Raw genomic sequence first — 20,068 nt, forward strand, 5'->3', positions numbered from 1 at the left:
GTCCCATGAGGATCCCGCCGCCGGTGACCGCAAACCGCCTCAGCGGCCCAAGGAGCCCGGCGGCGGGATCCTCATGGGACGCCCCTTCGGCGTGCCCGTGTACGTCGCGCCCAGCTGGTTCCTCGTGGCCGCGCTGATCACCTGGGTGTTCGGCGGCCAACTGGACCGTGTCCTGCCCGAACTCGGCAACGCCCGATACCTCGTGTCGCTGTTCTTCGCGGTGGCCTTCTACGCCTCCGTACTCGTCCACGAACTCGCCCACACCATCGCGGCACTGCGCTTCAAGCTGCCGGTGCGCCGCATCCAGCTGCAGTTCTTCGGCGGAGTCTCCGAGATCGAGAAGGAGTCCGAGACCCCGGGCCGCGAATTCGTGCTGGCCTTCGTCGGACCGCTGCTCTCGCTGGTCCTCGCCGGCGTCTTCTACGTCGCCCTCCAGACGGTCGAGCCCGGCACCGTCCCCGGCGTGCTGCTGGCCGGGCTGATGATCTCCAACCTGATCGTGGCCGCGTTCAACCTGCTGCCCGGACTGCCCCTCGACGGCGGCCGCATGCTCCGCGCCGTCGTCTGGAAGATCACCGGCAAACCGATGAGCGGCACCGTCGCCGCCGCCTGGGTCGGCCGCGCCCTCGCCGTCTCCGTACTGATCGGGCTCCCCCTGCTCACCCAGTCCGGCGCGCTCGGCACGGGCGCCGAGAACCTCGGCGGCATGGACACCGTCACCGACGCCCTGCTCGCCGCGATCCTCGCCGCCATCATCTGGACCGGCGCCGGCAACAGCCTCCGCATGGCCCGCCTGCGCGAACACCTGCCCGAGCTGCGTGCCCGCAACCTCACCCGCCGCGCGGTCCCCGTACAGACCGACACCCCGCTCTCCGAAGCGCTGCGCCGCGCCAACGACGCCGGCGCCCGCGCCCTGGTCGTCGTCGACGCCGAGGGCGAGCCCCTGTCACTGGTCCGCGAGGCCGCCATCGTCGGCGTACCCGAGCACCGCCGCCCCTGGGTCGCCGTCAGCGGCCTCGCCCAGGAACTCACCGACGGCATGCGCGTCTCCGCGGAACTCGCCGGCGAGGACCTCCTCGACGCCCTGCGCGCCGCCCCCGCCACCGAATACCTCGTGGTGGAGGATTCCGGCGAGATCTACGGCGTCCTCTCGGCGGCCGATGTGGAACGCGCCTTCGTCAAGGCGATGGCACGCCCCAGCTGAACACCGAGCACACACACCGTGGTCTTCACCCCCCTCCAGGACCGGTAGGCTGGTCACATGTCCGAACCGACCGGTGCCGCCCGCCGTCGCGGGCCCTTCAAGGTCGGGGACCAGGTACAGCTGACCGACCCCAAGGGACGCCACTACACGTTCACGCTCGAAGCGGGGAAGAACTTCCACACCCACAAGGGTTCCTTCCCACACGACGAGTTGATCGGCGCGCCCGAGGGCAGTGTTGTCCGCACCACGGGGAACGTCGCCTACCTGGCGCTGCGCCCCCTGCTCCCCGACTACGTCCTGTCCATGCCCCGCGGCGCCGCCGTGGTCTACCCCAAGGACGCGGGGCAGATCCTCGCCTTCGCCGACATCTTCCCCGGCGCCCGCGTCGTGGAAGCAGGCGTCGGCTCCGGCTCACTCAGCAGCTTCCTGCTGCGGGCCATCGGCGACCAGGGCATGCTGCACTCGTACGAGCGCCGCGCGGACTTCGCCGAGATCGCGCAGGCGAACGTGGAGCGCTACTTCGGCGGCGCGCACCCCGCCTGGCAGCTCACCGTCGGCGACCTCCAGGACAACCTGAGCGACACCGACGTCGACCGCGTCATCCTCGACATGCTCGCCCCCTGGGAATGCCTGGACGCCGTCTCCAAGGCACTCGTCCCCGGCGGCATCCTGTGCTGCTACGTGGCAACCACCACCCAACTCGCCCGGACCGTCGAGTCCATCCGCGAGATCGGCTGCTTCAACGAGCCGACCGCCTGGGAAACGATGATCCGCAACTGGCACATCGAGGGCCTCGCCGTCCGCCCCGACCACCGGATGATCGGCCACACCGGCTTCCTGCTCACCGCCCGCCGCCTCGCGGACGGCGTCGAACCGCCCATGCGCCGCCGCCGCCCCGCCAAGGGCGCCTACGGCGAGGACTACGCCGGCCCGAACGCCGACGGAGGCGCCGGACACTGAGGCGGCCCGGTGCCGCGTCCAACGCACGAGCGCCGTGGCCGAGTTCCCGGAACCGACCGGGAACTCGGCCACGGCGCTCTTCTGTTGACGAGACCAAATCCCTGTCGACAAGACGACACGGCCACGGCGCTGCGGCACTCCCGGAACCCCAACTCCATGAACACGCAACAGAAGACCGCACCCCGCCGTTCCCCCGCACTGTGACGTGTGGCACCATGCGGTCCACCCCCACCGGCACAGCCCTCACAGGAGACACATCTCTCGTGCAGCAATCCGCCGTCCCGGAACTCGCGCACACGCACACCCGCCCGATCCACTGGGTCGCCACGGCCACCGCGCTCTCCGCCGTCGTCGCCCTGTCCTCACTGCTGCAACCCGATCCGGCGACCGCGGTCCAGCCCGGCGCCGAGACACGGTCCGCCCCGGCCACCGCGAAGGCCCCGGACCCCACCGGCGTCGACTTCCCCATCGAGTGCGGGCCCACCAACGCCTTGGTGCGGAAGAAGGCCTCCGGAGACCTCGACGGCGACGGCATACCGGAGACCGTCGCCGTGGTCCGCTGCGACGCGGGCTCCGGAACCCCGCCCGACGGCGTCTACGTCCTCACCCAGGGCACCGCCACCCGGCCCCGCGTGGTCGCCACCCTGATCAACCCGAAGGACCGGTTCACCGTCCAGGACTTCGCCGTGCGTGACGCCTCGGTGACAGCCACACTGCTCGGCTACTCCTCGATCGACGTACCGAGTTGCTGCCCCGACGTGACGGACCGCGCCAAGTGGCAGTGGAAGAACGGCGCGTTCGTCCGCTCCAGGCTCCCCGAGGCCCGCAGCATGTGACGCATGCCTCCGCAGCCGCGACCGCGGCCGCCCCAGGGCTGTGAGGAAACAGACAAAGGTCACACAGGGTGCCTGTCAGGTCACTCCGCGTCGGGACCGTACACCTCGACCCTGTCCGAAACTCGACGCACATGGATGCACTCGCCGGGACACTCCTTCGCGGAGTCCACGACATCCGTGAGAAGCGTCAGCGGTACGGCTGTTGTCGCGCCCGGAGCCTGCAGCAACTCGTCGTCCGAGCCCTTCACATAGGCCAGGCCGTCGATGTCGAGCTCGAAGACCTCCGGGGCATACTGGGCGCAGATACCGTCGCCGGTGCACAGGTCCTGGTCGATCCAGACCTCCAGCGCCTCGCCGCCTGCTCCGGCCTCCTGCTGCACGGTCATCTCTCCTGCCTTTTCCTGCGCCAACCGAACCAGGACAAAGACAAGTCGGCCCAGCTCTGACGGGTGTTGAACTCTTCGACCCTACCTCCGCCCGCTTCCCAATCATGTTCGGTGGGTATTCCCCTGGCGTGAGGGAGAGCGCAAGGGTGAAGATCGGACACACCTTGACAGTCTTTGTGATCTAGGGGTTTCAATCGACACCCACCCAGGTAGGGTCTGGAAGCGTCCAGCTCCCCTTGGAGGAGGTGAGGACCGTGGCAGCCCACGACGACGACATGAACCGCGGCATCCGCCCGGGACGAGGGTCCGACGACCCGGCCGGGCAGATCGCCTACCTTGAGCAGGAGATCGCCGTCCTGCGACGCAAGCTCGCCGACTCTCCGCGACACACGAGGATTCTCGAAGAGCGGATCGTCGAGCTGCAGACCAACCTGGCCGGCGTGTCCGCCCAGAACGAGCGACTCGCGAACACGCTCCGTGAGGCCCGCGACCAGATCGTGGCCCTCAAGGAAGAGGTCGACCGGCTCGCACAGCCGCCGGCCGGCTTCGGAGTCTTCCTCACAGCGAACGAGGACGGCACCGCCGACATCTTCACCGGCGGCCGCAAACTCCGGGTGAACGTCAGCCCAAGCGTCGAGCTCGACGAGCTCCGGCGCGGCCAGGAAGTAATGCTCAACGAAGCGCTCAACGTGGTCGAGGCCATGGAGTACGAGCGGGTCGGGGACATCGTCACCCTCAAGGAGATCCTCGAGGACGGCGAGCGCGCCCTGGTGCTCGGGCACACCGACGAGGAGCGGGTGGTACGGCTCGCCGAGCCGCTGCTGGACGTCACCATCCGCCCCGGCGACGCCCTGCTGCTCGAACCGAGGTCCGGTTACGTCTACGAGGTCGTACCCAAGAGCGAGGTCGAGGAACTCGTCCTCGAAGAGGTGCCCGACATCGGCTACGAGCAGATCGGCGGCCTGGGCAACCAGATCGAAATGATCCGCGACGCCGTCGAGCTCCCCTACCTCTACCCCGACCTCTTCAAGGAGCACGAGCTGCGGCCGCCGAAGGGCGTCCTGCTGTACGGACCCCCCGGATGCGGCAAGACGCTGATCGCCAAGGCCGTGGCGAACTCGCTCGCCAAGAAGGTCGCCGAGGTGACCGGCGTGGCCGCCGGCAAGAGCTTCTTCCTCAACATCAAGGGCCCCGAGCTCCTGAACAAGTACGTCGGCGAGACCGAGCGGCAGATCCGCCTCGTCTTCCAGCGCGCACGGGAGAAGGCCAGCGAGGGCACCCCCGTCATCGTCTTCTTCGACGAGATGGAATCCCTCTTCCGCACCCGCGGCTCCGGAGTCAGCTCGGACGTCGAGAACACGATCGTCCCCCAGCTCCTCGCCGAGATCGACGGCGTGGAAGGCCTGCAGAACGTGGTCGTGATCGGCGCCTCCAACCGCGAGGACATGATCGACCCCGCCATCCTGCGCCCCGGCCGCCTCGACGTGAAGATCAAGATCGAGCGTCCGGACGCCGAAGCGGCCAAGGACATCTTCCAGAAGTACCTCACCGAGCGTCTCCCGCTGCACACCGACGACCTCGGCGAGCACGGCGGCGACAAGACGTCCACGGTCCAGAGCATGATCCAGACCGCCGTGGAACAGATGTACGCCGAATCGGAGGAAAACCGCTTCCTGGAGGTCACCTACGCCAACGGCGACAAGGAAGTCCTCTACTTCAAGGACTTCAACTCCGGCGCCATGATCGAGAACATCGTCGGCCGTGCCAAGAAGATGGCCATCAAGGACTTCCTGGAGAAAAACCAGAAAGGCCTCAGGGTCTCCCACCTCCTCCAGGCATGCGTGGACGAATTCAAGGAGAATGAAGACCTGCCCAACACGACCAACCCGGACGACTGGGCTCGGATCTCCGGAAAGAAGGGCGAACGGATCGTCTACATCCGTACGCTGATCACCGGAAAGCAGGGTGCGGACACCGGACGCTCCATCGACACGGTGGCGAACACCGGACAGTACCTGTAATAGCCAGGGCGGCTGCGGGTGCCCTTCTGGGGGTACCCGCAGCCGACTGTTTTCAGGGCACGGCTGGAGCAAGGCAATGACGCAAATGATCTCCCCACCAGCGCAGAGGCGTTCTAGGCTCTTTCGTACCGCCGAGTCGCGCAGTGCGGGGACGGGCACCGCACACGCACCGGAGCGCCAGCGGTACTTGAGCGCCGCCCCCGACCGAGGGCGCCGCCCGGCAAGGAGGGCCGCATGACCGTACGGCGAGTAATGGGCATCGAGACGGAGTACGGCATCTCCGTCCCCGGCCACCCCAATGCCAATGCCATGCTCACCTCGTCCCAGATCGTCAATGCCTACGCCGCGGCGATGCACCGGGCCCGCCGGGCCCGCTGGGACTTCGAGGAGGAGAACCCGCTACGGGACGCGCGAGGCTTCGACCTCGCCCGCGAGGCCGCCGACGCCAGCCAGCTCACCGACGAGGACATCGGCCTGGCCAACGTGATCCTCACAAACGGCGCACGACTGTACGTCGACCACGCCCACCCGGAGTACAGCGCGCCCGAGGTCACCAACCCCCGCGACGCCGTCCTGTGGGACAAGGCCGGCGAACGGATCATGGCGGAAGCCGCCGAACGCGCGGCCCAGCTCCCCGGCGCCCAGCCGATCCACCTCTACAAGAACAACACCGACAACAAGGGCGCCTCCTACGGCACGCACGAGAACTACCTGATGAAGCGGGAGACCCCCTTCTCGGACATCGTGCGCCACCTCACACCGTTCTTCGTCTCCCGCCAGGTCATCGCCGGAGCGGGCCGCGTCGGCATCGGCCAGGACGGGCACGAACACGGCTTCCAGCTCAGCCAGCGAGCGGACTACTTCGAGGTCGAGGTAGGCCTGGAGACGACGCTGAAGCGCCCCATCATCAACACACGGGACGAACCCCACGCGGACGCCGAGAAGTACCGCCGCCTCCACGTGATCATCGGCGACGCGAACCTGTCGGAGATCTCCACCTACCTCAAGCTGGGCACCACGGCCCTCGTGCTGTCCATGATCGAGGACGGCTTCATCGCCGTCGACCTCGCCGTCGACCAGCCCGTACGCACCCTCCACCAGGTCTCGCACGACCCCTCGCTCGAGCGCCTCGTCACACTCCGCAGCGGCCGCACCCTGACCGCCGTACAACTCCAGATGGAGTACTACGAGCTCTCGCGCAAATACGTCGAGGAGCGCTTCGGAGCCGACGCCGACGACCAGACCAAGGACGTCCTGACCCGCTGGGAGGACACCCTCAACCGGCTGGAGAACGACCCCATGAGCCTCTCCGGCGAACTCGACTGGGTCGCCAAGCGCGAGCTCATGGAGGGCTACCGGCGCCGCGACAGCCTCGACTGGGACGCGGCCCGGCTGCACCTCATCGACCTCCAGTACGCCGACGTACGCGCCGAGAAGGGCCTCTACAACCGCCTCGCGGCCCGCGGCAAGATCAAGCGGCTGCTCGACGAGACGGACGTGGAGCAAGCCCGTACGAAGCCCCCGGAGGACACACGCGCCTACTTCCGCGGCCGCTGCCTGGAGCAGTACGCCGACGACGTCGCGGCGGCCTCCTGGGACTCGGTGATCTTCGACCTGCCCGGCCGGGACTCCCTCCAGCGCGTTCCAACCCTGGAACCGCTTCGCGGAACGCGTAATCACGTCAAGGAGCTCCTGGACCGCTGCCGCACCGCAGAAGACCTGGTCAAGGTCCTGTCCGGCGGCTGAGCGGGTGCTTCGGCGGGGGCGGGCGTGCAGGGTGGAAAAGACGCCGTCCGGGAATCATCGAGGTGGTTCCCGGACGTTGTAGCAACTGCGGGGCCAATGTCAGACCCGGCTTGTAGGGTCTGATCAAGACCGATCGGCAGCAATGCCGACCATGTCGGGCGAACTGAGCGGGGTGAGGGTTATGGCGACCAAGGACACCGGCGGCGGACAGCAGAAGGCCACACGCTCTACCGAGGAGGTCGAGGAGCAGGCGCCTGAGGCACAGGCGAGCGAGGACCTCAAGGAGCGGCAGGAGAAGCTGAGCGACGACGTGGACTCGGTTCTGGACGAAATCGATGATGTGCTCGAGGAGAACGCAGAGGACTTCGTTCGAAGTTTCGTTCAGAAAGGTGGCGAGTAGCCTTCGAATCGAAGGTGTCGGGGGCGCTGGAGTTGACAAGCGGAGTAGGTGTGAAGCGCTGTGTGCGGTGCGGCGAGTACAAGCCGCGCACAGCCTTCGCTCGTAAGCGGTCGAACCTCGATGGCTTGCAGCGACATTGCCGGGACTGTGCGACCAACTATCACTGTCGAGCACAGGAGCCTCCAGTACTCGGTCCCGACGACAACGTGCTTGAGGGGCATAAGCGCTGTCGGGGGTGCGGGGAGGTAAAGCCGCACAGCGAGTGGCATCGAAAGAGCAGCGCTCCCGATGGTTTGGCCAGCCGCTGCAAGGCCTGCAAGGCGGCAGTGGCGCCCGCACAACATCTTCGACGCAAGTACGGTCTGACGGTGGCCGAACGTGACGAGATGATTGCCTCGCAGATGGGTCTTTGTGTGATCTGTCTGGAGGCTCCTGCTGTTCATGTGGATCACTGCCATGAGACGGGTAGGGTCCGTGGCGTACTGTGCTTCAACTGCAATTCCGGCCTCGGCCTGTTGAGGGATGACCCCGAAGCTGCGTACCGAGCTGCCGACTACCTGGAAGGAAACGCGTGGAAGCCAATCCTCGTAGCACCGGGCGTCTACCAGCTGCCTTCCTGACGCCTGGTTCGTCCTCGTTCATGGACTTCCTGGCCGAGCACCAGCCGGAGATTCTCCCGGGCAACCGGCAGCTGCCGCCCACCCAGGGCGTGATCGAGGCCCCGCACGGCACGACGATCGTTGCCGTCACCTTCCCGGGTGGTGTGGTGCTGGCCGGTGACCGTCGGGCCACCATGGGTAACGTCATTGCTCAGCGTGACATCGAGAAGGTGTTCCCGGCGGACGAGTACTCGGCCGTCGGTATCGCCGGTACGGCCGGCCTGGCCGTCGAGATGGTCAAGCTCTTCCAGCTGGAGCTGGAGCACTTCGAGAAGGTCGAGGGTGCCCAGCTGTCTCTGGAGGGCAAGGCCAACCGTCTGTCGACCATGATCCGTTCCAACCTGGGCATGGCCATGCAGGGTCTCGCCGTGGTCCCGTTGTTCGCCGGGTTCGACGTCGACCGTGAGAAGGGCCGGATCTTCTCGTACGACGTGACGGGCGGCCGTTCCGAGGAGACGGGCTTCGCGGCCACGGGCTCCGGTTCGATCTTCGCGCGCGGCGCCATGAAGAAGCTTTTCCGTGACGACCTGAGTGAGGAAGAGGCCACGACCCTGGTGGTCCAGGCCCTGTACGACGCGGCCGACGACGACTCGGCGACGGGCGGTCCCGATGTCGCCCGCCGGATCTATCCGATCGTCACCGTGATCACCGAGGACGGCTTCCGTCGGCTCACCGAGGAGGAGTCCTCCGAGATCGCCCGCTCGATCCTGGCGCGGCGCCTGGAGCAGCCCGACGGTCCGCGGGCCGCGCTGCTGTAGAGGGCTGCCGTTTCTTGTCAAGGTGATCCAGTGACTTCCACAGAAAGGGACGGATAACCGGTGTCGACGCCGTTCTATGTCTCACCCCAGCAGGCGATGGCCGACCGGGCGGAGTACGCCCGTAAGGGCATCGCGCGTGGTCGCAGCCTGGTTGTGCTGCAGTACGCCGACGGCATCGTTTTCGTCGGTGAGAACCCGTCCCGTGCGTTGCACAAGTTCAGTGAGATCTATGACCGGATCGGCTTCGCGGCGGCCGGCAAGTACAACGAGTACGAGAACCTCCGGATCGGTGGCGTCCGCTACGCCGACCTGCGGGGTTACACCTATGACCGCGACGATGTGACCGCCCGGGGTCTGGCCAACGTCTACGCGCAGACGCTGGGGACGATCTTCTCGTCCCAGGCCGAGAAGCCGTACGAGGTGGAGCTGGTGGTCGCCGAGGTGGGGGAGACCCCGGAGGGCGACCAGATCTACCGCCTGCCGCACGACGGCTCGATCGTGGACGAGCACGGCGCGGTCGCGGTCGGGGGTAATGCCGAGCAGATCAGCAGCTATCTCGACCAGCGGCACCAGGACGGTATGTCGCTCGCCGAGGCGCTGAAGCTGGCTGTTCAGGCCCTGTCGCGTGACACGAACGGCAGTGAGCGGGAGATTCCCGCCGAGCGTCTGGAGGTCGCCGTCCTCGACCGCACGCGCCCGCAGAAGCGGAAGTTCAAGCGCATCGGGGGCCGTCAGCTGTCCCGCCTGCTGGAGGCCAACGGCGCGGAGACGGCTGCGGAGGCCGAGGACTCCGACGAGGAGTAGTGGCCGCCCAGTACCCGCCGCTCGATAGTGCGCCCCGGCCGATGAGGCCGGGGCGCGCGGCGTTGGAGGGGGTGAGTGCGCTGCGCGCGAGGGTGAGCGTCATTCACGCCCTTGGGGGCGCTGTGGAGCCCCGGATCATCAGTTCCACGGGGATGTCCCCACCGTCCGGTGTACGGCCCTCCAGGACGGCGAGCAGGGCCTGCATGCCCCGTTCTCCGAAGAGCTCGGCGTCCAGGCGGACGGTGGTGAGCTCGGGGTCGAGGGCCTGGGCCAGGGCCAGGTCGTCGAGGCCCGTGACGGACACGTCCTCGGGGATGCGCAGCCCGAGGCGGCGGGCGGCCTTGTAGGCGCCGGCGGCCAGTTTGTCGTCGTCGCAGACGAGAGCTGTGGGACGTGGGCCCGGAGCTGAGAGGGCTGCTTCGGCGGCTGTCACGGAGTCCTCGATGGAGATCGGTGCGCGGGCAGTGCGGAGGAGTGTGCCCGGGACGTCGGACAGTCGTGTCGCGAGTTCGTGGGCCCGTACTTCGAAGGTCCAGGATGCGATGTCGGCTGCCAGGTGGAGGAAGTGGCGGTGGCCGAGGTTCAGCAGGTGGTCTGTGATCTGTCGTACGGCGTCGGCGATGTCGAGGTTGACCGTTGCCGCGCCGAGGCTGCCCTGTGGGTCGCTGTCGAGCATGACGAGGGGGAGTTGGTCGCCGCGGATGTCGGTGAGGGCGTCGGCGGCCATGGAGGAGGCGATCACGCCGTCGAGGGCTGCCTGTGCGGAGGCGAAGGGGTCCCGGGCGGGTCCGATGCCTGCGGGGGACGGGTACAGCACCACGCCGAAGCCGTGCTGGGCGGCGACTCGGGCGGCGCCTGTGTAGACGCCGCCGAAGAACTCCGTGGTGAGGGCGGGGACCACGAGCAGCACGGTCCGGGTGCGGCCGAGTCGGAGGTTGCGGGCGGCGAGGTTCGGCCGGTAGCCCAGTTCGCGTGCGGCCTGGCGGACGCGTTCGGCTGTGGTTTGTGACACCCGTCCGCGCCATTTGTCGCCGAGGACCAGGGAGACGGCGGCCTGGGACACTCCTGCGGCCTGGGCGACGTCACGGCTCGTCGGGCGGGTGCTGCCTCGTGCCACCGTGAGCTGCTCCTTCGTCTGGACTCGTGGACAGCGCACATGGTACGTATGGCGAAGGACGTTATACGTAACACGTAGCGCTTCCGGGCCTTGTTCCCGGTGTTGTTCCAGGTGTCGAGGTGTTGGACGAGGAGATAGGGCGGGGACATGGCTGTCGGATATCTGGAGATCCTCAGGACGCGGCACGCCGCGCGTCTGCTGGCCGGCACGCTCGTGGGCCGGCTGCCGAACATCACGGGCGCGATGGCCGTCATGCTCTTCGTGCGGGCGGAGGGCGGTTCGTACAGCCTCGCGGGGGCCCTGGTAGCGGTGTACGGCGTCGCCAACGCCGTGGGCCAACCGGTGCTGGGCCGTCTCGTGGACCTTCACGGGCAGCCGCGTGTCCAGATGGCGGCCGCGCTTGTCTCGGCCCTCGGGATGGTCGGCTTCGCTTTCACTGGCGTCGAGCAGCTGGCGGCGGCGTACGTGTTCGTGGCGGTCGCCGGGCTTTTCACGCCTCCTCTGGAGGGCGGTCTGCGGGCGCTGTGGCCCTCTGTCCTCCGTAAGGAGGAACAGGTGCACAGGGCGTACGCGATGGACGCCGTGGCCCAGGAGGTCATGTTCACCCTCGGACCCCTGCTCGTGACGCTGAGCGTGTCGCTGTGGTCCGCCCGGGCGGCACTCGTCCTGCTGAACGTCATAGGTGTTCTGGGTGCCCTCTCGGTGGTCGTGTCGGCGCCCTCGCGCGCGTGGCGGTCGGCGCCGCGCGAGGCCCACTGGCTCGGCGCGCTGCGTTCGCCGGGGTTGCTGGTGATGCTGTCGGCGTTCCTGTTCGTCGGTATCGCGCTGGGTTCCATCACGGTTGCTGCAGCCTCGTATGCGGACAGCCGCGGCGGCGACGCGGTGTACGGCTGGCTGATGGCGGGCCTGGGGCTGGGCGCGCTCGTCGGCGGAACGGTGTACGGGGCGCGGCAGTGGAGCGGAGCGCCGGAGCGCCGACTGCGTGTGCTGGTGGCTCTTCTGGCGGTCTGTTACCTGCCGCTGATGCTGATGCCCGGCCCGGTCGCCATGACGGCGCTCTCGGCGCTCGCAGGTGTCTTTCTCGCCCCCTGCATCGCCTGCGCCTTCGTCCTTGTCGACCGGCACGCGCCGAGGGGCACCGTCACCGAGGCTTTCTCCTGGCTTGTGACGACGTTCACGGTGGGCAGTTCGGTCGGTACGGGGCTCGCGGGGCCTGTCGTGGAGGCGGGCGGGGCCCTGTGGGGTTTCGTGGTGCCGGGCGCCGCGGGGGGTGTCTCTCTGCTGGTCCTGCTGGTCACCGGGCGGGTCCTCGCAGTTCCTCGTGAGGGTGCGGTGGTTGCGGTCGCGGCGGAAAATGATCCGAACCGTGCTGTCGAACCCCGTTTCAGCTCAGGGGATCGGGCGTAATGTTCAGTCATGGACCGCCGCATTTTCGGGCTGGAGAACGAGTACGGCGTCACGTGCACGTTCAGGGGACAGCGCCGCCTGTCTCCTGACGAGGTGGCGCGGTACCTCTTCCGCCGTGTCGTGTCATGGGGCCGCAGCAGCAATGTCTTTCTGCGGAACGGGGCCCGCCTCTATCTCGACGTGGGCTCACATCCGGAATACGCGACACCCGAATGTGACAACGTGATCGAACTGGTCACCCACGACAAGGCCGGCGAGCGCATTCTCGAGGGACTCCTGGTCGACGCCGAACGCCGCCTGCACGAGGAGGGAATCGCGGGCGACGTCTACCTCTTCAAGAACAACACCGACTCGGCGGGCAACTCCTACGGCTGCCACGAGAACTATCTGGTGGCCCGGCACGGGGAGTTCTCCCGGCTCGCGGACATCCTCATTCCGTTCCTCGTCACACGGCAGTTGCTGTGCGGCGCCGGCAAGGTGCTGCAGACTCCGCGCGGCGCCGTGTACTGCGTCAGTCAGCGTGCCGAGCACATCTGGGAGGGTGTCTCCTCGGCGACGACCCGTTCCCGGCCGATCATCAACACGCGCGACGAGCCGCATGCGGACGCCGAGCGTTACCGCCGCCTGCATGTGATCGTGGGCGACTCGAACATGTCCGAGACGACCATGCTGCTGAAGGTCGGCGCCACCGACCTGGTGCTCCGCATGATCGAGGCGGGCACGGTCATGCGTGACCTCACTCTGGAGAACCCCATCCGGGCGATCCGTGAGGTCAGTCATGACATCACCGGCCGCCGCAAGGTGCGCCTGGCCAGTGGCCGTGAGGCCTCCGCCCTGGAGGTGCAGCGCGAGTACTACGAGAAGGCCCTGGACTTCTGCGAGCGCCGGGGCATCCGTACCGGCACGGTCGAGCAGGTCCTGGAGCTGTGGGGCCGCACGCTGGACGCCATCGAGTCGGAGGACCTCGACCGGATCGGTACCGAGATCGACTGGGTGATGAAGTACAAGCTCATCGAGCGGTACCGCGCCAAGCACAACATGACCATGTCGCACCCGCGGGTCGCCCAGATAGACCTCGCCTACCACGACATCCACCGTCGTCGAGGGCTGTACTACCTCCTGGAGAAGAAGGGGCAGGCCACCCGGATCTGCAATGACCTGAAGATCTTCGAGGGCAAGTCCGTTCCACCGCAGACCACTCGGGCCCGGCTGCGCGGTGACTTCATCCGGCGTGCGCAGGAGCAGCGTCGTGACTTCACTGTCGACTGGGTGCATCTCAAGCTCAATGACCAGGCCCAGCGGACCGTGTTGTGCAAGGACCCGTTCCGTTCCGTGGATGACCGGGTGGAGAAGTTGATCGCCGGAATGTGAGCCGATGTCGGCCGGCCTGGGGCCGGCCGACGCGGGACGCCCGGTGCCGGGAGGTACTCGTACCTCCCGGCACCGGGCGTTTCTGAGTCATTCCCTCCTGCCGCGTTTCGGGTCCGTGCATGGTTTTGGTTCGTGCATGCCGGTAAATGTTCGTAAAACAGTCGCATGGCGGACGGCGGGCGGTGGGTCGCATACGCGGTGAACGTCGCCGGGGCCGGAATCCAGCCGGGCGACGGCGTGTCTTGCGTTGATCCGTCCCGGGAGCGCGTACGTCGTAGAGTGGCGGCCATTGCCCCCCACCTCCGAGCCCAGTTGGACTGATGAACTACAACATGAAACGACGCGTGGCCGCGCTGCTGGCCGTTCCCGCCCTGTTGTTCACCGCCGCGTGCGGATCGGACGGCGGGGGCAGCGGTGAGTCGGCGGGAGGCGTCGCCCAGGTCAAGGGGAAGGTCGGGGCGAAGCCCGAGATCTCCGTACCCAAGGACGCCGAGCCGTCCAAGAAGACCGTGGTCGAGACGGTCTCGGAGGGCAGCGGAACCGCGATCAAGGCCTCCGACTTCGTCCGGCTGGACTGGACCGTCGAGAAGTGGGAGGGCGCCCAGGAACTCGGCGGCACCTGGGCTGCGGCGACCGGTGAGAAGACGCCCCGGCGGCAGTCCGTCGAACAGATCGGCAAGGCGAGCCAGCAAATGCCCGGCAAGGTCCTCGACGCTCTGAAGGGGAAGAAGCCGGGCAGCCGGATCCTCGTTCAGGGCACCGCGGGCGATCTGCTCGGCAAGAGCCTGAACCCTTCTTCCGGTATCTCCGCGAACGACGTGCTGATCTGGGTGGTCGACCCGGTCGGTGCCGCTTCCGTGGATGCCAAGGCCGAGGTCAAGGGTGAGCAGGCGGCTCCCGAGGCGGGGATGCCCGAGGTGTCGGCCCCGTCGCAGAAGGCGGCGACCATCACCATCCCCAAGGGCGCCAAGGCTCCCAAGGAGCTCAAGGAGCAGGTGCTGATCAAGGGCGACGGCAAGAAGGTCGAGGCGGGCCAGGCGCTCATCGCCCAGTACACCGGGGTCAAGTGGGAGGACGGCAAGAAGTTCGACTCCTCCTGGGACCACGGTGGCGCCACCGCCTTCCAGATCGGTACCGGCTCCGTGGTGGCGGGCTGGGACAAGGGCCTCGTCGGCAAGAACGTGGGCGACCGTGTGCTGCTGGTGATTCCGCCCTCCCTCGGCTACGGCGCGAACCCCAGCAGTGAGCTGGCCAAGAACACGCTGGTCTTCGTGGTGGACATCCTCGGCACCGCGTGACCTCAGTGGTCTGTGAGACTGTTCCCGACGCAGGTCACGCAACAAGGAGTGATGAAGTGAACATCGACAAGCCCGAGATCGACTTCCCGGGCGGCGAGCCCCCGAAGGACCTTGAGATCAAGGACATCTGGGAGGGTGACGGGCCGGTCGCCAAGGCGGGCGACACCGTCTCCGTCCACTACGTGGGCGTGGCCTTCTCCACGGGCGAGGAGTTCGACGCGTCCTGGAACCGCGGCACACCGCTGCAGTTCCAGCTCGGTGTCGGCCAGGTCATCCCGGGCTGGGACCAGGGCGTGCAGGGCATGAAGGTCGGTGGGCGCCGTCAGCTGACGATCCCCGCCCACCTCGCCTACGGCGACCGCGGTGCCGGTGGCGGCCGCATCGCCCCCGGTGAGACGCTGATCTTCGTCTGCGACCTGGTCGCGGTCTGAGCCGGTCTCCGGAGCCGAGCCGACGACGGATGTCCACGGGGTGCGGCCGGTGAGCACCGGCGCGCCGGAGCGTGATCGTCCGGCGCGATGCGTGGGCCGTACGGGCCCGTCGTCGTACGCCGTGTGATCGGCGCCCGAACGATTCCGATCATCTGGGGCCCATGCCTGCGCGGGCATGGGCCCTCGGCTTTTGCCGGGGTACTCCGGAGCGGTACGGTCATCAGGCAGAAGGGCCTACCGAGAGGACGTAGGGCGTCGATGGCCATTGCCAAGGCCGAGCGGCTGATGAATCTGGCGTTGTGTCTGCTCGGGACGCGGCGGCCGCTCAGCAAGCGCGAACTGCGCCAGTCGATCGAGGCCTACGTCGAGGCCTTCGGGCCGGACAGGAGCGCGGCCGGGTCCGACGACTCCTTCAACCGCATGTTCGAGCGCGACAAGGACGATCTGCGCGAACTCGGGCTGGTCATCGAGACGGTGGAGAACCTCGACGGCGACGTCGGCTATCTGGCCCGCCGTGACAGCAACCGTCTCCCGCCCATCACCCTCGACGCCGAGGAAGCGGCCGCCCTCGGCCTCGCCGCCAAGGTGTGGCAGCAGGCCCGTCTCGCGGGCGCGGCCAGCGGCGCCCTGCAGAAACTGCGCGCTGCCGGCCTCCCCGAGGACGTCGACCCGTACGAGGCCCATGGCGCCCTGGAGCCCCGTATCCCCGTGCACGAGGCCGCCTTCGAGCCGCTGATGCTCGCGTGCCGCGACCGCCGGGCGGTTGCCTTCGAGTACCGCAAGGCCAATGCCGCCCACCCCGAGCCCCGCACTGTCGAGCCGTGGGCGCTGGAGTGCTGGCGCGGTCACTGGTATCTGGCCGGCTGGGACCGTGGCCGCGGTGCCGAGCGGGTCTTCCGGCTCTCCCGCATCACCGGGAGGGTGCGCACCCGGAGCGGCACCTTCACCGCCGAGGTCCCGGACGTCGTCACCGTGCGCGAGACCGTCGCGAGCTGGGCCGGCGAGACCGCGGACCGCTCCGCGCTGATCCGGCTGCGCACGGGGTCCGGTTACCCCTTGCGGGCGAAAGCGACCGCGGTACGGGAACTCGGAGACGGCTGGGACGAGTTGGAGATTCCGTACGGGCACGGTCTGGATGCCTGGCTGGTGGAGTTCGGGCCCGATGTGGTGGTGCTGGATCCGGCCGAGCTGCGGGCCGACGTGGTGGACCGGCTGCGCGCGGTCGCCAAGGGCTGAGGGGGCGTAAGAAAGTGGTGGGAAAACCGGCCAGGCCGGCGAACGCCATCGACCAGACCCGGCGGATGCTCTCCCTGGTCACCTATCTGAGGGAGCGCCCCGGCGCCCGCGTCGAGGACGTCGCCCGCGCATTCGGGATCACCGAGGACGAGCTGATCTCCGACCTGGACGTGCTGCCCCTGTGCGGTACGAGCTTCCGTGGCGGCGACCTGCTCGACATCGACACCGACGGTGACCGGATCTGGTGGCACAACCCCGATGACGTCGCCGAGCCGCTCCGGCTCGCGGCCGACGAGGCCACCGCGCTGCTCGTGGCCGCCCGGGCCGTGTCCACGCTGCCCGGTCTGCGCGAGGGCGACCGGCAGGCGCTGCTGCGAGCCACCGCCAAGGTGGAGGCGGCGGCGGGGGAGGCGGCCGGAGCCAGCTCCCGGCTCTCGGTGACCTTCGAGTCGGAGGGCGGCGTCTTCGCCGACGTCGACCGTGCGATCTCCGAGCGCCGCCGTCTGTGGATCCGCTACTACTCACCGGCCCGTGACGAGGTGACCGAGCGCGAGATCGACCCGATCCGCCTGGTCAGCGTCGGTCACACCTATGTCGAGGCCTGGTGCCGCCGCTCCGAGGCGCGCCGCACCTTCCGGCTCGACCGGGTCGCCGAGATCAAGATCCTCGACGAGCCGTCCGCGCCGCCCGAGATCGAGCTGCGCGACCTCTCCGAGGCGCTCGTCCAGCCCGCGGCGGAGGATCCCGAGGTGGTCGTCGAGGTCGGGCCCGGTGGCCGCTGGGTCGCCGAGTACTACCCGCACGACAGCGCCGACGAGCTGCCGGACGGCGGTCTGTGTATCACGCTGCGGACCCCCGATCCCACGTCGCTGCGCCGGCTCGCCCTGAGGCTCGGGCGCGATGGCCGGATCGTCTCGCCCCAGGACCTCGCGGACAGCGCCCGGCAGGCGGCGCGGGAGGCACTGGCGGCGTACGACGGGCCGCAGACCGCGTACGACGAGCCCCACCTTCGGCGCGGCGAGTCGGCAGGACCCTCGGGTGCGCCCCACGGAGTTGACGGCAGGCGCGTGTGAGCCGGAGGGGTGCGCCGGTCTCGGCCCCGGCGACGCCCCGGTAGGGGCATATCGGTGCAGTGTGTCCCGGGGGCGAACGAACCATCAAAAAGGGGAGCAAGGGCTGTGAGCGGGTCGGCGATGTCCGGTGTGCAGGATGTGCGGGAGATGTCCGTGGCGGTCGCGTTCGACGGTATGAAGAGCGTGGCCGACGTGGTGTTCAGAGCCGGCTGCCCCGAGTGCAGGTCCAGCTTCGAGCTGAGCGCCGGTGCCCTGCGGCTGGCCATCGGCGCGACCAGCAAGACGACGTTCTACTCCTTCACCTGCCCCGAGTGCGGTCTGGCCGTGCGCAAGCCCGCCGGTGAGCGCATCGTCGAACTGCTCACCGGCGGCGGGGTGCGTACCCTGCGGCTGCACTCGACGGTCTGACGAGTTCGCCGGGCCCGTCCGGCAATTCCCGCCAGGCGTCGCGGGCCCGGCGGGAATTGCCGGACAGGCCCTGGCGGTGCCGGGGCGGCGTGGGCGCGTGGTTGAACCTTCCCGGTGTCGCTTAGGCTCGGCGTCATGTTCTGGCCGATGCTCGCGATCGCTGTGGGGTTTCTGGGTCTCGCCGTTCTCGGTGTGCTCGCAGTCAGGGTCTTCCTGGAGGCACAGCGCCTCGGTAGACAGGTGAGCGATTCCGCGAGCCGTATCAACCGTGCCGCCGAGGAGCTGGAACGGGCGTCCGCGAGCGCGGCCCGTTCTGCGGGCGGAGTGTGAGTCGGGATGATACGCCCTGTGAGTCAAGGGGGTTGGGTGCTTTGGGGGACTTCGCCCTGTCACCTTCTCGGCTTGGGCGGGTACGCTCATGGGCGCGGCCCGGAAAACGAGGCGCGGGTCGCGGATTGGGAGTACGCACAGGGATTGCCTGACGTTCACCCTTGAGCGTTACGATCGCTGCCAGCACGACCAGTCGGACATTTGTCCGACTGGCCGGACAGTACCCCACACCCGCCGCCTCGGTGAGAAGGTAAAGACATATGTTCGGAAGGCTCGGCGCTCCCGAGATCATTCTCATCCTCGTCGTCATCATCCTGCTGTTCGGCGCGAAGAAGCTTCCGGACATGGCCCGCTCGCTCGGCAAGTCCGCGCGCATCCTCAAGAGCGAGGCCAAGGCGATGAAGTCGGAGGGCCAGGACAACAGCACCGCCGCGTCCGCCCCGCCGCACGAGGAGACTTCGGCTCAGCGCACCATCAAGGCCGCGCCCGGTGACGTGACCGGCTCCCGCCCGGTCACCGAGCCGACGGACACGACCAAGCGCTGACGCAGGGCCGGTGACATCCGGCCCGCCGCACGAGATGGGAACGTGGGTTGCTGAAGTCTGCCCGCAATACGGAGAAGGATCCCGAGGGGCGGATGCCCCTCGCGGAGCACCTTCGTGAGCTCCGCAACCGGCTCGCGAAGGCGATGCTGGCGATCGTGGCCATCACGGTCGTCGCCGCCTTCTTCTACAACGACATCATCAACTTCCTCACCAAGCCGATCCTCGACTCGGTGGGCTGTGGGAAGACGTTCGAGGAGCTGGCGAGCGCCGCCAACTCCAACGACACCCAGAGTTGCGCACGGATCACGATCAACGGTCTGCTGGCGCCCTTCACGCTCGCCCTGCAGGTGTCGCTGATGGCCGGTGTCGTGTTCGCCTCGCCGGTCTGGCTGTACCAGCTGTGGGCGTTCGTCGCCCCGGGCCTGCACAGGAGCGAGAAGAAGTACGCCTACGGGTTCGTCTTCACGGGTGCCCCGCTGTTCCTGGGAGGCGGCTACTTCGCTTACCGGGTGCTGCCCACCACGGCCACGGTGCTCATCGAGTTCACCCCGAGCGGGGTGGACAACCTGCTGCCGCTGGACGATCTGCTCCAGCTGGTCACGCGCATGGTGGTCGTCTTCGGGCTCTCCTTCGAGCTGCCCCTGCTGTTGATCATGCTCAATCTCACCGGCGTGCTCACCGGCCAGCGCATGCTCGGCTGGTGGCGCGGCATGATCATGGGCATCACGGTGTTCGCGGCCGTCGCGACGCCCAGCACCGACCCGATCTCCATGCTGGCGCTCGCCGGACCGATCTGGATCCTGTACTTCGGTGCCGTCGCCTTCTCGCTCCTCAACGACCGCCGCAAGTCGCGCCGCGAGGCCTCAGGCCCAGGTGACGACGAGGCCTCCGACCTGGACCTCACGCCCGGGGACATCGGGGAGATCGAGTCCGTGTCGGCGAACCGGGCCCTGCCCGAGGGCACAGGCACAGGCACAGGCACGGGCACGGACCGGGTCAACGGATACGACGACGTGACCTGACGCACCAGGGACACCGTCAACCCCACCGCGGGCAGCGGCCGGGGCGCCCAGGCGGC

Annotated in this window: 21 protein-coding genes; 19 read left to right on the forward strand and 2 right to left on the reverse strand. The window is 68.2% G+C overall.

What is annotated here, in order from left to right; all coding sequences use genetic code 11:
• The 3 genes from FPZ41_RS16960 to FPZ41_RS16970 all read left to right on the forward strand — a co-directional run.
• Positions 1-1,204: site-2 protease family protein (locus FPZ41_RS16960; protein ID WP_152863495.1), on the forward strand; the 1,204-nt coding region annotated here is incomplete at its 5' end.
• A gap of 57 nt (positions 1,205-1,261) precedes the next feature.
• Positions 1,262-2,164, forward strand: a complete 903-nt coding sequence (locus tag FPZ41_RS16965; protein WP_152863497.1) for a tRNA (adenine-N1)-methyltransferase — start codon at positions 1,262-1,264, stop codon at positions 2,162-2,164.
• A 263-nt stretch (positions 2,165-2,427) separates the two neighbouring features.
• Positions 2,428-3,000, forward strand: coding sequence for a hypothetical protein (locus FPZ41_RS16970; RefSeq protein WP_322620336.1), 573 nt, complete (start codon positions 2,428-2,430; stop codon positions 2,998-3,000).
• 80 nt (positions 3,001-3,080) lie between these two features.
• Here FPZ41_RS16970 and FPZ41_RS16975 read toward each other — a convergent pair whose 3' ends face one another.
• Positions 3,081-3,386, reverse strand: coding sequence for a ferredoxin (locus FPZ41_RS16975; RefSeq protein WP_152863501.1), 306 nt, complete (start codon positions 3,384-3,386; stop codon positions 3,081-3,083).
• Positions 3,387-3,640: 254 nt separating this feature from the next.
• On the opposite strand from FPZ41_RS16975, the gene arc reads away from it, so the two are divergent.
• The 6 genes from arc (at position 3,641) to prcA (ending at position 9,774) form a co-directional block, all read left to right on the forward strand.
• Entirely contained in the window at positions 3,641-5,407 is a 1,767-nt protein-coding gene (gene arc / locus FPZ41_RS16985) for a proteasome ATPase (protein ID WP_131560789.1), read from the forward strand.
• Positions 5,408-5,641: 234 nt separating this feature from the next.
• A complete protein-coding gene (gene dop, locus FPZ41_RS16990; RefSeq protein WP_407698786.1) occupies positions 5,642-7,153 on the forward strand; it encodes a depupylase/deamidase Dop in 1,512 nt (503 codons plus the stop codon).
• Positions 7,154-7,334: 181 nt separating this feature from the next.
• Entirely contained in the window at positions 7,335-7,553 is a 219-nt protein-coding gene (locus tag FPZ41_RS16995; protein ID WP_020128324.1) for a ubiquitin-like protein Pup, read from the forward strand.
• Positions 7,554-7,879: 326 nt separating this feature from the next.
• Positions 7,880-8,173 carry an endonuclease VII domain-containing protein gene (locus FPZ41_RS50250; RefSeq protein ID WP_407698787.1) on the forward strand — a complete coding sequence of 98 codons (294 nt, stop codon included), beginning with the start codon at positions 7,880-7,882 and terminating at the stop codon, positions 8,171-8,173.
• Positions 8,125-8,970: a proteasome subunit beta gene (gene prcB, locus FPZ41_RS17005; RefSeq protein ID WP_322620338.1), complete on the forward strand. Its 846-nt coding sequence runs from the start codon at positions 8,125-8,127 to the stop codon at positions 8,968-8,970. The genes FPZ41_RS50250 and prcB overlap by 49 nt, the downstream gene beginning before the upstream one ends.
• Positions 8,971-9,030: 60 nt before the next feature.
• Positions 9,031-9,774: a proteasome subunit alpha gene (gene prcA, locus FPZ41_RS17010; RefSeq protein WP_322620339.1), complete on the forward strand. Its 744-nt coding sequence runs from the start codon at positions 9,031-9,033 to the stop codon at positions 9,772-9,774.
• A 103-nt stretch (positions 9,775-9,877) separates the two neighbouring features.
• Here prcA and FPZ41_RS17015 read toward each other — a convergent pair whose 3' ends face one another.
• On the reverse strand, positions 9,878-10,891 hold the full coding sequence (locus FPZ41_RS17015) for a LacI family DNA-binding transcriptional regulator (protein WP_322620340.1): 1,014 nt from the start codon (positions 10,889-10,891) through the stop codon (positions 9,878-9,880).
• A gap of 147 nt (positions 10,892-11,038) precedes the next feature.
• On the opposite strand from FPZ41_RS17015, the gene FPZ41_RS17020 reads away from it, so the two are divergent.
• The 10 genes from FPZ41_RS17020 (at position 11,039) to tatC (ending at position 20,012) form a co-directional block, all read left to right on the forward strand.
• Positions 11,039-12,298 (forward strand): MFS transporter, encoded by a 1,260-nt coding sequence (locus tag FPZ41_RS17020; RefSeq protein WP_152863506.1) that lies wholly within the window; start codon positions 11,039-11,041, stop codon positions 12,296-12,298.
• Between the two features lie 9 nt (positions 12,299-12,307).
• On the forward strand, positions 12,308-13,669 hold the full coding sequence (gene pafA / locus FPZ41_RS17025) for a Pup--protein ligase (protein ID WP_131560799.1): 1,362 nt from the start codon (positions 12,308-12,310) through the stop codon (positions 13,667-13,669).
• Positions 13,670-13,989: 320 nt separating this feature from the next.
• Positions 13,990-14,967: an FKBP-type peptidyl-prolyl cis-trans isomerase gene (locus tag FPZ41_RS17030; protein ID WP_152863508.1), complete on the forward strand. Its 978-nt coding sequence runs from the start codon at positions 13,990-13,992 to the stop codon at positions 14,965-14,967.
• Positions 14,968-15,023: 56 nt separating this feature from the next.
• Complete coding sequence (locus FPZ41_RS17035; RefSeq protein ID WP_131560803.1) at positions 15,024-15,398, forward strand: FKBP-type peptidyl-prolyl cis-trans isomerase; 375 nt, start codon at positions 15,024-15,026, stop codon at positions 15,396-15,398.
• A gap of 258 nt (positions 15,399-15,656) precedes the next feature.
• Complete coding sequence (locus FPZ41_RS17040) at positions 15,657-16,634, forward strand: helix-turn-helix transcriptional regulator (RefSeq protein ID WP_152863510.1); 978 nt, start codon at positions 15,657-15,659, stop codon at positions 16,632-16,634.
• A gap of 14 nt (positions 16,635-16,648) precedes the next feature.
• The gene (locus FPZ41_RS17045) at positions 16,649-17,707 is read left to right on the forward strand and encodes a helix-turn-helix transcriptional regulator (RefSeq protein WP_322620341.1); all 1,059 of its coding nucleotides are present in this window, start codon (positions 16,649-16,651) and stop codon (positions 17,705-17,707) included.
• Positions 17,708-17,827: 120 nt separating this feature from the next.
• Positions 17,828-18,115: a hypothetical protein gene (locus FPZ41_RS17050; RefSeq protein ID WP_131560859.1), complete on the forward strand. Its 288-nt coding sequence runs from the start codon at positions 17,828-17,830 to the stop codon at positions 18,113-18,115.
• A 135-nt stretch (positions 18,116-18,250) separates the two neighbouring features.
• Positions 18,251-18,445 (forward strand): hypothetical protein, encoded by a 195-nt coding sequence (locus FPZ41_RS17055; protein ID WP_152863512.1) that lies wholly within the window; start codon positions 18,251-18,253, stop codon positions 18,443-18,445.
• 260 nt (positions 18,446-18,705) lie between these two features.
• On the forward strand, positions 18,706-18,990 hold the full coding sequence (tatA, locus tag FPZ41_RS17060; protein WP_131560809.1) for a Sec-independent protein translocase subunit TatA: 285 nt from the start codon (positions 18,706-18,708) through the stop codon (positions 18,988-18,990).
• 47 nt (positions 18,991-19,037) lie between these two features.
• Positions 19,038-20,012 carry a twin-arginine translocase subunit TatC gene (gene tatC, locus FPZ41_RS17065; RefSeq protein ID WP_152863514.1) on the forward strand — a complete coding sequence of 325 codons (975 nt, stop codon included), beginning with the start codon at positions 19,038-19,040 and terminating at the stop codon, positions 20,010-20,012.
• The last annotated feature ends 56 nt before the right edge of the window (positions 20,013-20,068 follow it).

Source organism: Streptomyces acidicola (assembly GCF_009377235.1).
In the GTDB taxonomy this organism is placed as follows: Bacteria; Actinomycetota; Actinomycetes; order Streptomycetales; family Streptomycetaceae; genus Streptomyces; species Streptomyces acidicola.

Bases quoted from the DNA above. Each gene is read 5' to 3' on its own strand.
- FPZ41_RS16965 (WP_152863497.1), top strand. From the start codon at position 1,262: ATGTCCGAACCGACCGGTGCCGCCCGCCGTCGCGGGCCCTTCAAGGTC.
- FPZ41_RS16975 (WP_152863501.1), bottom strand. From the start codon at position 3,386: ATGACCGTGCAGCAGGAGGCCGGAGCAGGCGGCGAGGCGCTGGAGGTC.
- dop (WP_407698786.1), top strand. From the start codon at position 5,642: ATGACCGTACGGCGAGTAATGGGCATCGAGACGGAGTACGGCATCTCC.
- FPZ41_RS16995 (WP_020128324.1), top strand. From the start codon at position 7,335: ATGGCGACCAAGGACACCGGCGGCGGACAGCAGAAGGCCACACGCTCT.
- FPZ41_RS17020 (WP_152863506.1), top strand. From the start codon at position 11,039: ATGGCTGTCGGATATCTGGAGATCCTCAGGACGCGGCACGCCGCGCGT.
- pafA (WP_131560799.1), top strand. From the start codon at position 12,308: ATGGACCGCCGCATTTTCGGGCTGGAGAACGAGTACGGCGTCACGTGC.
- FPZ41_RS17030 (WP_152863508.1), top strand. From the start codon at position 13,990: ATGAACTACAACATGAAACGACGCGTGGCCGCGCTGCTGGCCGTTCCC.
- FPZ41_RS17040 (WP_152863510.1), top strand. From the start codon at position 15,657: ATGGCCATTGCCAAGGCCGAGCGGCTGATGAATCTGGCGTTGTGTCTG.
- FPZ41_RS17050 (WP_131560859.1), top strand. From the start codon at position 17,828: ATGTCCGGTGTGCAGGATGTGCGGGAGATGTCCGTGGCGGTCGCGTTC.
- FPZ41_RS17055 (WP_152863512.1), top strand. From the start codon at position 18,251: ATGTTCTGGCCGATGCTCGCGATCGCTGTGGGGTTTCTGGGTCTCGCC.
- tatA (WP_131560809.1), top strand. From the start codon at position 18,706: ATGTTCGGAAGGCTCGGCGCTCCCGAGATCATTCTCATCCTCGTCGTC.